Annotated in this window: 10 protein-coding genes and 2 tRNA genes; 3 read left to right on the top strand and 9 right to left on the bottom strand. The window is 53.3% G+C overall.

Annotated features, from left to right (window positions below; all coding sequences use genetic code 11):
* The first annotated feature begins 2 nt into the window (after positions 1-2).
* From hisS to LQ901_RS01285, 3 genes are all read left to right on the top strand, one after another.
* Complete coding sequence (hisS, locus tag LQ901_RS01295; RefSeq protein ID WP_064978175.1) at positions 3-1,256, top strand: histidine--tRNA ligase; 1,254 nt, start codon at positions 3-5, stop codon at positions 1,254-1,256.
* Positions 1,257-1,399: 143 nt separating this feature from the next.
* Positions 1,400-1,475: transfer RNA gene (locus tag LQ901_RS01290), tRNA-Phe, on the top strand.
* Between the two features lie 17 nt (positions 1,476-1,492).
* Positions 1,493-1,568, top strand: a tRNA-Thr gene (locus LQ901_RS01285).
* A gap of 157 nt (positions 1,569-1,725) precedes the next feature.
* On the opposite strand, the gene LQ901_RS01280 is transcribed toward LQ901_RS01285, so the two are convergent.
* The 9 genes from LQ901_RS01280 to LQ901_RS01245 form a co-directional block, all read right to left on the bottom strand.
* Positions 1,726-2,037, bottom strand: coding sequence for a GIY-YIG nuclease family protein (locus LQ901_RS01280; protein ID WP_039045894.1), 312 nt, complete (start codon positions 2,035-2,037; stop codon positions 1,726-1,728).
* A 310-nt stretch (positions 2,038-2,347) separates the two neighbouring features.
* Positions 2,348-3,727: a putrescine-ornithine antiporter gene (gene potE, locus LQ901_RS01275; protein WP_081995635.1), complete on the bottom strand. Its 1,380-nt coding sequence runs from the start codon at positions 3,725-3,727 to the stop codon at positions 2,348-2,350.
* 146 nt (positions 3,728-3,873) lie between these two features.
* Complete coding sequence (gene speF, locus LQ901_RS01270) at positions 3,874-6,036, bottom strand: ornithine decarboxylase SpeF (RefSeq protein WP_233671921.1); 2,163 nt, start codon at positions 6,034-6,036, stop codon at positions 3,874-3,876.
* A gap of 601 nt (positions 6,037-6,637) precedes the next feature.
* Positions 6,638-6,739 carry a leader peptide SpeFL gene (gene speFL, locus LQ901_RS16850; RefSeq protein ID WP_071596488.1) on the bottom strand — a complete coding sequence of 34 codons (102 nt, stop codon included), beginning with the start codon at positions 6,737-6,739 and terminating at the stop codon, positions 6,638-6,640.
* A gap of 340 nt (positions 6,740-7,079) precedes the next feature.
* A complete protein-coding gene (locus LQ901_RS01265; protein ID WP_233671920.1) occupies positions 7,080-8,684 on the bottom strand; it encodes an ABC transporter substrate-binding protein in 1,605 nt (534 codons plus the stop codon).
* Between the two features lie 199 nt (positions 8,685-8,883).
* A complete protein-coding gene (locus LQ901_RS01260) occupies positions 8,884-12,006 on the bottom strand; it encodes an efflux RND transporter permease subunit (RefSeq protein WP_152135725.1) in 3,123 nt (1,040 codons plus the stop codon).
* Positions 12,003-13,106, bottom strand: coding sequence for an efflux RND transporter periplasmic adaptor subunit (locus LQ901_RS01255; protein WP_152135726.1), 1,104 nt, complete (start codon positions 13,104-13,106; stop codon positions 12,003-12,005). Before LQ901_RS01255 ends, LQ901_RS01260 begins: the two co-directional genes overlap by 4 nt.
* Positions 13,107-13,212: 106 nt before the next feature.
* The gene (locus tag LQ901_RS01250; protein ID WP_010864587.1) at positions 13,213-13,719 is read right to left on the bottom strand and encodes a GNAT family N-acetyltransferase; all 507 of its coding nucleotides are present in this window, start codon (positions 13,717-13,719) and stop codon (positions 13,213-13,215) included.
* A complete protein-coding gene (locus LQ901_RS01245) occupies positions 13,713-14,234 on the bottom strand; it encodes an SCP2 domain-containing protein (RefSeq protein WP_039045858.1) in 522 nt (173 codons plus the stop codon). Before LQ901_RS01245 ends, LQ901_RS01250 begins: the two co-directional genes overlap by 7 nt.
* Between the last annotated feature and the right edge of the window lie 145 nt (positions 14,235-14,379).

The raw sequence follows: 14,379 nt of genomic DNA, 5'->3' as shown, positions 1-14,379 counted from the left end.
TAATGCAATTTCAATCGATTCGCGGCATGAAAGATATATTGCCCAGCGAAACACCGCAGTGGCAATGGGTGGAAGCAACCCTGCGCACTATTATGCGCCGTTACAGCTACCAAGAAATACGCTTGCCGATCTTAGAGCCGATTGAGCTCTTTCAACGCGCGGTGGGCGCGGCGACCGATATCGTCGCCAAAGAGATGTACGATTTTACTGATAAGTCTGGCGAACACATCACCCTGCGCCCTGAAGGCACCAGTGGCTGTGTACGTTCGATTATCGAAAATGACTTGTGCTACCACACCACACAGCGCCTGTGGTACCAAGGGCCGATGTTCCGCTATGAACGGCCGCAAAAAGGCCGTTTGCGCCAGTTTAACCAGTTTGGCGTCGAAACCTTTGGTATGGCGGGGCCGGAGATCGACAGCGAGCTGATCTTGCTCTCCCATGACATCTTCACCGCGCTAGGGATTGCGCAGCATGTACGGCTAGAAATCAACTCACTAGGCACCCCAGAAGAGCGTGCCGAACACCGCGCCGCACTGGTCAGCTACTTTGAGCAGCACCGCGAGTTACTCGACGACGACAGCCTGATCCGCCTCGATAAGAATCCGCTACGGATTCTCGATAGCAAAAACCCCGACATGCAAGGCATGCTGGAAGATGCGCCGCAACTGCTCGATTACTTAAGCGCCGAGTCGCGCCAGCATTTTCACTCTGTCTGCGCGACCTTAGAGCGCGCCGGTATTGCCTATACCATCAACCCACGCTTAGTGCGCGGCTTGGATTACTACACCCGCACCGTATTTGAATGGATCACCGATAAGCTCGGCGCCCAAAGCACGGTCTGCGGTGGTGGGCGCTATGATGGCTTGGTCAATTTGTTCTGTAGCTATCAGCTGCCGGCCTCCGGTTTTGCCATCGGCATCGAGCGTTTACTGCTGCTGCTCGACACCTTAGCGCTGCCAGCGCCCGCGCCAACACACCCGAAAATATGCTTCACTTGTGAAGACCCAGCACTGCTCAGCCAAATGCTGTTACTCGGCCATCAGCTGCACGCCTTGCTACCCGATTGCGAACTGCGCCATGACTATTCCGCCACCAAGCTGAAAAAACAGCATCAACGGGCCATCAAGGAGCACGCCAACATCATCCTGACCCTCAATGACGCCACCTCCTTAAGTATTTGGGTGCTGGCCAGCAATCAGAAAGCCACGATTTCACCACACGATCTGCATCACCTGCTGGCGTATCTTGGCTAAACGCTCGCCGCGCTAGAGCGTCAATGTACGTGCATTACGGGCAAAAAAACGCCACAAGAACACTATTTAATCAAACAGTTCGGGTAATTTCGCATATCGCTTGACTCTATAACGCGATTTTCGTTTAATACGCAGCACGAGCTGCCCGGATAGCTCAGTCGGTAGAGCAGGGGATTGAAAATCCCCGTGTCCGTGGTTCGATTCCGCGTCCGGGCACCACAGAATTTAAGATTTACGCTGGCTTAGCTCAGTAGGTAGAGCAACTGACTTGTAATCAGTAGGTCATCAGTTCGATTCCGATAGCCAGCACCATATAAGAAAGCCTCCGAATTTTCGGAGGCTTTTTTGTTATTGGCGTTATGAGCTTACCCATTTTCCTTTTTCATCTCGTTATCCTTCGCCGCCTTCTGCTCTATTTTTTTCGTTACTTCCCTTACGCACGAATCAGCAACCCAACACCGCGGCAGCTTCAAGTAGGAAGGGCATACTCCGATTCAAGCTGCGCCTGTAACTCAGCAAATAGCATCGGTGAGTTAATCAACGCCTCTTTGCGTGCTTTACGCCAGCGCTTAAGGCGATACTCCAGTTTTAGCGCCACACTGTGCGCGCCCACTTGCTGCTGCCACACTAGCGCCAACGGCCCTTTGCCGCGCAAAGCACGTGCCCCTTTGCCGTTCACATGCTGGCTAAAGCGGCGCGCCACATCGGTACTGATGCCGGTATATAGCCGCCCATCGGCCATCCGCACCATATACAGCCACCAGCAAGACGCCGCTGGCAGTGCTGCACTGAGCGCAGGCGAAGCCTCAACCAGCGCGCTCCCCGCAGTTAGCGGGTCAGAATCATCGGGGCAAGGCGACAGGGAATATTCAAAGGATGACACAGCGTTTCTCTTATCCGGCTTAAGTATGAGGGAGCTGCTGAGCATTGTGGCAAAAGTCGACCATTGGCGCACACAATAAAAAAGACCTGCATAAAACAGCAGGCATAAAAAAACAGGAGCCGCCGCGAAGCGTGCTCCTGTCCAAACCCGCCGCACCTGGAGAAAATAGGCAGGGCGAAATAGTGTATTGAATCTTGCTGTCGCGCGGTTACGCGGAAGTCACCGCACCGCTATTTTGCGCTGATGCATCACTATCGGTGTTGCTAGTTGCCATCTCGATAGCCGGCTGAATCTCGAAACGATCAGCGATAAAGCCATACAGAGTCCAACCGAAGAAGGTCGCAATCGCACCCCACATCATCGCCAGCTCACCGGATCCATACAGCGCATAGAAGCTGTAGATCGCACCGATGAAGGCAATAACGTTGGCAAAGCGCGCCTTAGAGGCCGGGATTTTTGCCAAACGCTGCATGATAAATACCGCCGCCATCGACAGGATATACGGGATCAGGTTGGTCACCACCGCCAAGTTTACCAAGATCTCAAACTGCTTGATCAGCGATGGACTGATGGTCATCAGCGCCAAACCAGTTTGGATCACGGTCAGCAAGATCATACCCTTAACTGGCGCATCGGCCTTGGTGACTTTGGAGAACAGTTTCGGGAAGTAGCCTTGGTCTGCAGAGCTCTTGAACACTTGCGCGATGGTGAACTGCCAGCCCAACAGAGAGCCAACACAAGCCAGCACCGCCAGTGCAGTTACAATCTTACCGACCATTGGGTTAAACATGTACGAGAAAGCCAGACCGAACGGCGCTGAAGAAGCCGCTAAATCAGCGTTTGGCAGCATACCGGCAATCACGTTAGTAGAAATGATATAGATAACTGCAGCCGCCAAGGTACCGCCCATCACCGCGATCGGCACGTTTTTCTCTGGGTTTTCTACCGCATCGGAGTTAGCACAGGCAGATTCTAGACCCAAGAACGCCCACAAGGTCATGGAGATAGACGCACCCACCGCTTCGAAGAATGGCTTATCGTGTGGGTTCCACGCCGCAGTATAGGTACTGCCGTTAAACCAGAACCAACCGATTACAGACACCCCCACGACTGGGATGATCACGCCCCACACGGTAACACCACTGATTCGACCGGTGATTTTCGCGCCGCCAAAGTTAGCCACTGTAGAGATCCACAGCACCGCGATAGTCGCAATACAGATCCCGACTGGACTTAAGGTCACGCCAAACAACTCAGTACCGTAGCCCACCGCGGTGATAGCAATCGCCACGTTAGCAATCAGCAACGACACCGCATAGGTGTAGTTCGCCATGAAGTTACCAGACTTACCGAAGGCATACTCAGCATAGCCGCCCATACCGCCACTTTTACGGCTCAGCATCCCGCACTTGGCAAAGGCGAACGCCAACGCCATCGAACCACAAGCGGTTACCAGCCATGACAGAATCGAAATGGTACCAACCTGTGCCAATTTGGCCGGCAGCATAATAATGCCCGAACCCATCATGTTCACAGCGGTCAGGATGGTTAATTGCACCACCCCCATCTTATTATTTTGTTTGCTCATAATACTGACTCTCAGGTAATACCCCGCCAAGGCAACAGCACACGCCATTGCCGAGGTAGGATTTGAAGAGTGAAGATTCTGAAGGGATTACCGGTCTGTGCCGGTAATCCGTGCACCTTACTTAGTACATCTCCCCTGACGACGGCTTACTGTTTCATTACATAGCCGTACGCACGTTTAGTACCGTCGTCCTCTTCTTGGATGTAGACACCTTGCAGTTCAGGCGAGAAGCCTGGCAGCAGGTTGATGCCCTCTTCGAGCGCCAGGAAGTAACGCTGTACCGCACCGCCCCACACTTCGCCTGGAACAACACACAGAACTCCAGGTGGATATGGCAGTGCACCTTCCGCCGCGATACGGCCTTCGGCCTTGCAAAGCGGAACCAGCTCCACGTTGCCGCGGATAAACTCAATGTTGGCATCCTGCGGGTTCATTACCGCTTTCGGGAAGTGAGCTTGACGGAACATCTCTTTTTGCAGCTGTTTCACATCATAGCTGACGTACAGGTTATGCATCTCCTGACACAGTTGACGAATAGTATAACCGCGATAACGAGCCTCGTTACTCCGATACACATTCGGCAACACTTCACTTAATGGAGCATCTTCTGCTACATAGCGCTCAAAACGTGCAATTTGTGCAATAAGGTGTTGCAACTTAGCCATATCTTCTGCTGGAGTCAGCAAGAAGAGAATAGAGTTCAAGTCACACTTCTCTGGAATGATGCCGTTTTCACGCAGGAAGTTCGCCAAAATGGTGGCTGGGATACCAAATTCAGTATATTCCCCCGTAGCAGCATCAATGCCCGGTGTTGTAAGCATAAACTTACAAGGGTCAACAAAGTATTGATGTTCTTGATAGCCTTCAAAGCCATGCCACTTCTCACTCGGCACGAAATTGAAGAAGCGCAGATCATTAGCCATCACCTCGGTATCGTGATCCTGCCATTTACGGCCATCCACGGTAACCGGTACGAACGGTTTGATCATGCTGCAAGTTTCCAGCAGCAATTTACGCGCTTCGATACCGTTTTTAACGCATTCCATCCACAGACGACGACCGCTTTCGCCTTCGTGCATCTTGGCGTTCACATCCAGCGCCGCAAACAGAGGGTAGAACGGGCTGGTAGAGGCGTGCATCATGAAGGCATTGTTAAAGCGTTTGTGGTTGCAATAACGGTCTTGGCCCTTGATGTGGCTGTCTTTTTTGTGAATTTGTGAGGTCTGAGAGAAGCCAGCTTGTTGCTTGTGCACAGACTGGGTCACGATGATGCCTGGGTCGTTTTCGTTCAGATCCAGCAGCAGCGGTGAACAGTCTTTCATCATTGGGATGAACTGCTCGTAACCTACCCATGCAGAGTCAAACAGGATGTAGTCACACAGGTGACCAATCTTATCCACCACTTGACGAGCGTTATAGATAGTACCGTCGTAAGTACCCAGCTGAATGATGGCTAAACGGAACGGACGTTTGGCCTTGGCTTTTTCTGGCGCAACTTTGCGGATTTCATCACGCAGGTATTTTTCGCTAAAGCAGTGCGCATCGATACCACCGATGAAACCAAATGGGTTACGGGCCGTTTCCAGATACACAGGGGTCGCACCGGCTTGCAACAGCGCACCATGGTGGTTGGATTTGTGGTTGTTACGGTCAAACAGCACCAAGTCACCACGAGCCAGCAGCGCGTTAGTGGCTACCTTGTTGGATGCAGAAGTCCCGTTCAGAACGAAGTAGGTTTTATCCGCGTTATACACTTTAGCGGCGTGTTTTTGCGCGTCGCATGGTGCACCTTCGTGGATCAGCAGGTCACCCAGTTTCACGTCGGCGTTACACATATCCGCACGGAACAGCGTTTCACCGAAGAACTCGAAGAATTGACGACCGGCAGGATGCTTACGGAAGAATTGACCACCTTGGTGACCCGGGCAAGCGAAGGTTGAGTTACCCATTTCCACATATTGCTTCAAGGTATTGAAGAATGGTGGCAGCAGGTTCTCTTCATAACGCTGCGCCGCAGACTCCAGTTGCTTACCGTAGAAGTCAGTATTCTCACCACACAGCTCGAACACCCCGGTCAGCTGTGGCAGCACCTCAGCAGACAGCTCTTCTTCACAGCACACCGCTGCAAAAGTCGGGATAGACAGGCCGGTCGCGTGGATTTTATCCAGAATACCGTCGTGGATGTCTTGAACAGAAACTACGATGGCCGCGATATCAGAGAAATCGGTGGTATGAACATTCGTAATTTCACGTTCCGTGTCGAAACAGGATAACACACTGTCACTGGCAGCTATTTTTAAAGTTTTCATGGCAACATTATCTCTATTTATTAAAAATGACATTGTTAAATTTAGGGTATGACGCAGCATGTTCGGTAAATAACATCTACCAAATAATCGTTACGGATATATTCCGATTATTGTTTACCGAGCCACGCGGTATTACGTTGCGATGTAGTCTTATTTTTGGCGTAAGAAATCCCGCAGTAATAAATAGGTTTATTACTGGACTGGTTTCAGTATGAAATTTTTACGCACTGTACTACAAACGCAATTAAACGTATGTCTTTTTAAAAGGCCAACTCCATAAACACCCCTTTATGGAACTACTTTTAATATCAACTAAAATTTAATTTTACGTATTATGTACACAGGCAGCAGATCACCGTGCGGATGAACCTATTTGTGCTGTATAAATTGTGTTATCAACGACAAGCCACTTCAGTTGTGATGCGACACCCAGCCCGAAGCAACGCGTTCAGGAGGTTAGTCTTAGGACAGACTGGCAGTCTGACCGGTACACACTGAGAGTAACTTTACTCCGGGCGAAAATGTCACGTTGACCTTTCCATGCCGGGTAATAGACGATGACACACCACAAACAGGCAGCAGCCACCGGATGAAGGCAGGATTATCTATAGTAGAAGAAAGCAAAAGAAAAATAGCTACGGTAGATAGGCATCATCAGATGTCTGGTCCGCCGAATATGTTTCATTATTGACAAGCCTTTCATTTCCAATCTCCCTTGCCATATTTGGCTATCTTCTTCTGGAAATAATATCTATAAATAATGGTGTATTGCATGAGGAATATATTACGCCTCGCAGTTGCAATTAACATGACACAGATCATCTTTCAAAATCAAGCCTAATTGATTTTGTATTACATGTGATTGCAGTCACGAATTGCGCATAGCGATTCACGAAGCCATTTATAATCAATAAGATAGCCGACACTTCATGGCGCGGATATTTATATATCGCAAAGCTAACACATATATGGAAATAGTTTTGTTATTAAATTAATCGTTGGAGGTAAAGAATATAACTTTACCTCCAAATTAATACAATTATTTAACCTTCGATCAAATACAAATTTTTACTTAACACAATGCCTCGCGGACTGATTTGCGGTAGCCCTTGCAAGGTGGCACTGACTAACCGTGTTTTAGTGTCATGGAATACCGGCACCAACGGTGTTGACTTGAGTAACAGCTCTTCGGCGCGGCGATACAGCACACCACGCTGATCGGCATCTGCCGATTGCGCCTGATCCAAGATCAAATCAAACTCTTTGTTGCAATAACCGCTAAGGTTCGACGGGTTATAGCAGCGAAAATCATTCAACAGCGCAGAGGGCTCGTTGTAGTCGCCATAAATATAGGTGCCGACCACATCATAGTGATTGGTATAGCGGCTGGCGCGAAACGCTGGATCGGTCAAACGATTCATCTCGACCTTCACCCCAATCACCTTCCACATTGAGGCCACGGTGTTGGCTAAACGCTCCTGCTCATCGTCATCGCGATATGACAGGGCAATTTGCAGCGGTTTTTCAGCGCTAAAACCGGCCGCTTCCAGCAACTTGCGCGCCTGATCTTGACGCATACGCAGCGGCTCACTGGCAAACTCCGCCGTCACCGGCAGGTATTGCGGTACATTATCGGGGATCACGGTGTAGGCCGGCTTCACCAACTGTCCGCTTAAGGTATCGGTGATCAGCTCACGGTTAACCGCCATCGACAGCGCTTGGCGAATATTGTTATCCACCAGCGGCGGACGGCGGTTGTTCAAACTGAACTGGTACAGCCCGAGCAGGTTAAACGCCCGCAGCGACTCCGGCACACTGTTCTGAATACGGCGATACTGACTGCCCGGCACATTGTCGGTCATGTGCAGGTTACCCTGCTCGATACGCGGAATATCGCTCTGGGCAAAACGCTGCGGCAAATACACCACTTTGGCCAGCACCGTATGGGCGTTGTCCCAGTAGTGGGCATTTTTCATCAGCTGTAACTGCTTACCGACCGTCCACTCTTCCAGCATGAAAGCGCCGTTACTGACCAATGGCCCAGCCGGATAAGCAATGCCTTGTTGCACCAGATGCGATGGCGCAGGCATAAACGATGGCAGTGAAAGCATCGACATAAAAAACGGCATCGGCTTATCAAAGGTCACTTGCAGCACCTTCGGCTCCAGTGCCGAGACGCCCAGTTTTTCTGGATTCAGCTTGCCTTTACCAATCAGCTCGGCATTGGCGACTCCCGCCTCGGCCAGATAATTGCGGTTACTGATGCGCAGCTTCGGGTTCACCGCCCGTTGCCAGCCCAAGACAAAATCCTGCGCCAAAACCGGCTGACCATCCGACCAGCGCGCGGCATCACGCAGCCAGAAGGTGATCGATTTGCCATCCGCCGAGGCTTCCCAACGCTCAGCCTGTGCCGGGATAATGGTGCCGTTATCATCTTCTTGCACCAGTCCTTCAAACAGATCCGACAGTACCGCCTGAGTGGCAAAATCCGCGTCTACCGTATTGGGATCTAACTGCTGCGGATCTTGGCCGTTTGCCCGCACCAACACCTGCTCACTGGCCAACGGCATCCCCAACGGCACTTCCGCCGCCTGGGTACATAACGACAGCGCCAACAGGCCCCATCCCCAACCACTCTTTCCCTGCATGACCACACTCCCCCCTGAAAAACCCTATTTTAAGAAGCGACCAGAGGTTAAGCGCCCGTAATTGCTCTGTTTTGGAGCTGCCTTACACATTCTTGCAACGTGTGCAGCCGCACGCTGACCAATAAAAAAGCCTGCTCGGAAAAGCAGGCTTTTTATCCCTCTAACTCAGCATCGCGTCAGTGGCGAGTTTTGAGCGCGGTTAAGGCAGCCGCCCTTTTTCACCGGCCAATTCGGCCAGCTCATCATCGGCCAACGCCTGCTCCAAACGGCGCGAAGCATCATCCGGTGAGCCGGTGCGCCGCGCCAGTAACGCGTACATGGCCGGTACGATATACAGCGTCAGCACCAACGCGATCGCCATGCCGAACACCACCACAATACCGATCGCCTGTCGCCCTTCGGCACCTGCACCAAAGGCGAAGATGAGCGGGATCCCACCAATAATCGCGGTCAGCGCCGTCATCATGATCGGGCGAAAACGGGTTTCCGCCGCATTCAAAATCGCCTCAGCAAAGCTTTGACCGGCATCGCGCAGCTGATTGGTAAACTCCACCAGCAAGATCCCGTTTTTGGTCACCAATCCCACCAGCATGATCATGCCAAGCTGGCTGTAGATATTAAGCGACATCCCAGTAACCCACAGGCCAAACAGGCCACCGGCTACCCCTAGCGGTACGGTCAGCATCACCACCAACGGGTGAACGAAGCTTTCAAATTGCGCCGCCAGCAGCAGATAAACCACCACCATCGCCATGCCGAAAGCAAACAGGATATTGCCCTGATTGGTGCGGTACTCCAGTGACTCGCCCTTGTAGTCAACAATCGCTTGTGCCGGTAACAAGGTGCGCGCTTGCGTATCGAGGAAGTCCAGTGCTTGTCCTAAGTCATACCCCGGCGCCAAGTTGGCGGACAAGGTGATCGACTTATTACGGTTGTAGTGATAATAGGTAGAAGCTGAAGCCTTCTCCTGACCATTAATCAACGTCGATACCGACACCAGCTGCCCATTTTTGGCACGCAGATAAATCTGCGCCAAGTCTTCCGCGCCTCGGAAGTTTTGCTTCAGGCCGCGCAGATAGACATCGTACTCTTCGCCGTCTTTGGCGAAGGTGGTGACATCACTGCCGCCGAGTACGGTTTGCAAGGTGCTGGCAATATCCGCCACCGGGATCCCCAGCTGGTTGGCCAGCGCACGATCCACATCCAGCATTAACTCCGGCGTGGTTTCGCGGTAATCGATATCGATATCGGTCAGCCCTGGGTTTTCACGGGCAGCTTTGAGCAGAGTATCCATCCACTGTTTGAGCTGCTCGTAATCCGGTCCGCCCAACACAAACTGTACCGGATTATCGGAGCTGCCACGCAAGCTGGATGGCAAAATCGGTACAATCCGCATCCCCGGTAAATCGGCCGTCGCTTTGGCAATAAAGCCGACTAAATCGGAGGCTTTCTGACTACGCTCTTCCCACGGTTTTAAGGTGATCATCGCCATACCGGAGTTCACCGCCCCACCAAACCCAGGAGTTCGCACCGTGATATTTTCCGCCACACCTTGCTTTAACAGCGGCTGCAAACGGCGCTCCAGCTCCAGCATGTTACGCTGCATCAGCTCTGGGCCTGCCCCTTCAGCCGCGCGGGTCATGATAAAGATGCTACCGCGGTCTTCTTTTGGCGTCAGCGCCTGCGGGATCTGCTGATACAGCAGATAGCTCGCACCGAGCAGCGCCACCAGCACCAATGGTGCCCACAGAGGGCGACGCTGAGTCACTTGCAGCGAACGACGATACAGCGCCGCAGCCGTGGTCACCAGATTGCCAAAGGCACGCGTCAGGCGGTTTTGCGGCATTTCAGAGCGCAACAAGCGCGCGCACATCACCGGCGTTAAGGTCAGTGCTATCACACTGGAGAACACCACTGCGGCGCTAAGCAGCATGGCAAATTCCGCGAAAATACGTCCCACAGTGCCGGTTAAAAACAGCACCGGCACAAACACCGCCACCAGCACCGCGGTGGTGGCGACCACGGCAAAGCCGACCTCACGGGTACCATGCCACGCCGCCGCCAGCGGCGAGCGCCCCATTTCCAGATGCCGGTGCACGTTTTCTAGCACCACAATCGCATCATCCACCACCAGCCCGATGGCCAACACCAGCGCCATCAAGGTGATCAGGTTGATGGAAAAACCGAACACCAATGCGGAGATAAAAGCCGCCACTAGCGACACCGGCACCGTAATCGTCGGGATCAAGGTGGCGCGCGGACTGCCCAAGAACAGATAAATCGTCAGCACCACCAGACCGGCGGTGATCGCCAAGGTGTTGTACACCTCATCAATGGCGCTTTCGATGAACTGGGCACTTTCATAACCGATGCTGATCGACACCCCTTGCGGCAGGTTCTGACGCAGGTTATCCAGCTCAGCCTTCACACGATGAGTCACATCCACGGTGTTGGACTGAGATTGGCGCACGATGCCCAGCCCCACCACGTTTTCACCATTGGCGCGATACAACGAATCGTTATCGCGCGCGCCCTCTTCGAGGGTTGCCACATCGCCCAGATAGACTGGCTCGCCGTCGGTGCTACGCACCACGATGCGCGAGAAATCTTCGGCGGAGTTAAAGCTGCGGGTGATCCGCGCCGACATCTGCAAATCAGCGGTACGCAGCTCACCGGCAGGTTGTTCGACGTTCTCTTTACGCAGGGCGCTGTTGATATCCGCCACAGTCACCCCACGCGCCGCCATCGCCGCCGGATCAAGACGAATATTCATCACCAGCGAGCGATAGCCGGACATGTTCACTGAGCTCACGCCATCAATCAGCAGCAGACGCTTTTCCAGTACTTCGGTGGCATAGCGCGACAACGCGACGGGGTCTAGCGTCGAACCCGCCAGCGTGATCCACATGATCACATCGTCGTTGTTACCGGACTTGGACACCACCGGCGGATCGGCATCGTCCGGCAGCTTACGCGTGGCGCGCGATACCGCTTCGCGCACGTCGTTGGCAGCGGAGTCCAGATCGCGGTCAGCGTCAAATTCAACATTGATGCTAGAACGGCCATAGCGCGAGCTCGACTGAATCGAGCTCAAGCCAGACAGCCCAGAAAGCTGGTCTTCGAGCACCTTGGTGACCTGACTTTCCATCACCGCCGCCGAGGTGCCGCTGTAAGAGGTACTGATGGAGATCACCGGCTTTTCGGTCTCCGGCATCTCACGCACTTCCAAACGCTGGAAAGACACCAGACCAAACACCAGCATCAGCAAACTGATCACCACCGCCAGTACCGGACGGCGTAATGATACGTCGGCCAAAATCATGGCAGCACCTTCCCGCTGGTATCCTTATTGGTTGCAGCCGGCGCCGATACGGCGGCCTTCGCTCCCGCCATCGGTAATGCCTGAACCGCCACGCCCGGACGCAGTTTGACCGTACCGTCAACCACCAACTGATCACCGGCGCGTAAACCGTCAGCTACGGCAACTTGGTCATCGTAAATGCGCTCAATGCGAATCGGCTTTTGTACTGCTTTCCCGTCTTCCACCACAAACACATAGCGCTGCTCACCTTGGAACAGCAACGCCCGCGATGGGATCAGCGGCAATTTGCGGGTATCTAATTGCAACTCGGCTTTCACCAACATGCCCGGCCGCAATAAATGCTGCGGGTTTTCAAACCGGATCCGCACCTTGCCGTTAAGGGTGATGTTATCCAAACGAATATCTTTGTGTGCCACCACGCCAGAGAACACCTCTCCCGGCAGCGCATCGGTGGTGGCCGAAACCGGCGAGCCAATGCTGAGCTGAGATAAAAACTTCTCCGGCACGCTGATATCCAGCGTCATCTGCGACAGGTCATCCAGTGAAGTAATGGCGGTATCTTTTTTGATCAACTGCCCCGGCGTCAGGGTATACAGGCCAACCTCACCGCTAAACGGCGCCACAATGCGGTAGTTATCCACGGTAGCCTGCGCCGAAGCGACTTTAGCCTTGGCGATCGCCACCGCCGCGCGCTGCGATTCCAGCTCAGTGTTCGATACCGCTTTCACCTTGGCCAAACGTGACAGCTCCTGCAGCTTACGCTCGGCATCGGTAGCTGTGGCACGCGCTTCGGCTAACGCCGCCTGCGCCTGTGCATCATCGAGCTGCAACAACACCTGACCTTGCTGTACCGGGCCACTTTGCGGCATGTTCACCCGTACTAGATTGGCTTCCACCTGAGACTGCAAGGTGATCCCTTGGCGGGCAATCAGGCTGCCGACCAGGGGCAATTTACGGCTCAGCACCGCCTCTTCCACCGGTTGGACGCCCACACTTACGGCCTTCACGGCCTGCGCATCAGGTTTCCCCTGCGCCAGCGCCGTACTGCTTAGCCAGCCCAGCATCAGGGCCACACTGCAACGAACAACGATACCTGTCATGAATTGAAGATCTCAGAGCACACAAAAAGAAATAGAGGTGACAGTCTAACGCCTGTCACCTCTATTTTGTGTCAAGTTATGTAAACCTTGTGCAAATAAAATCGTGCTACAAGTGGCTAAACGGCTCCGCATAATTGACCGCCTGCACCGGCGCTTGTGGCGCTTGGAAACTGTCCAGTTTCAGCAGTTGGAAAGCGCTTTGATACTCTGACCACGGGCAAGGCGCGACATCCGCACTGACCGGCGCAAAACCAAAGCGCGCGTAATAGCGTGGGTCACCCAGCACGACCGCCGCCGCATAGCCAAACTCATTCAGGCTATTAAGCCCCTCTTGCACCAGCGCTTGGCCAATGCCTTGCCCCTGATAGGCCGGATCCACGGCCAGTGGTGCTAACGCCACCCACTGGTAATCGTTGCCATCTAACAGCAGCGGGCTAAACGCCAGATAACCAATGCACTGACCTTCATCATCCACCGCCACCAGCGACAACGTCAACTGGCCGGCTTCACGCAGCGCCTGAACCAACTCGGCTTCCGCCGGAGAAGGAAAAGCGCGGTTAAGTAACTGAGCGACCGGTTGGGCATCCACCGGAATTTCAACGCGAATCAGCATGATGTTATCGCCTGAGTGTTCGCAGCCGGCTGAGCAGCCAGCCCTTTTTGAATAAACTGCGCCAGCTGTTGCAACAGCGCCTGTAACGGTTTTGGCATCTGCTCCATATCCAAAGCATCGAGCAGGTTTTTCACATACAGCCCAAGTTCGGTGTCACCCTCAATGGTCAACCGACGCTGGAAAAACAGCGTATCGGGATCTTCCACACGGGCCGCAATCAAGATCAGCTCATTGGTGTTACCCCGGAAAATCACATCCGGTTGGGCCTGCTTGGCCACCACCAACTGCGCATTTTGCACACTGACAAACCAGCTCAGGTTCAGATCCGGCACCTCGACTTGCAACCAGCGATGCTGCAGAAAATCCAGCTCGCCATCTTCCATCGCCTGACGGAACATCCAGCCCAGCAGTTGCTCCAGCGCCTGCTTTTGTACCCCAAATGGGACCCACTGCAGCGGCATGCGCAAAAAGCGCGGGGCCTCTTTAACCAGTCGTGCCTGTAATTGCGTCAGCACCTTGAACCTCTCTCCTCGCGTGAACTCGACTGGCCGTCAGCCAGTATCGTATCTTTTTAAACCAATCTCTGAGTGTATCCCAGCCAACGCTTCGGGATAACGGCCTGCGTCAAGAAAGTTGAAGTTTCGCAGCATGTCACGATAT

The sequence above is a fragment of the Plesiomonas sp. PI-19 genome (assembly GCF_021368255.1).
GTDB classification, from domain to species: domain Bacteria; phylum Pseudomonadota; class Gammaproteobacteria; order Enterobacterales; family CAMTGL01; genus Plesiomonas; species Plesiomonas shigelloides.
The sequence above is the reverse complement of the archived record's forward strand: the minus strand, read 5'-3'. Positions and strand labels throughout refer to the sequence as shown.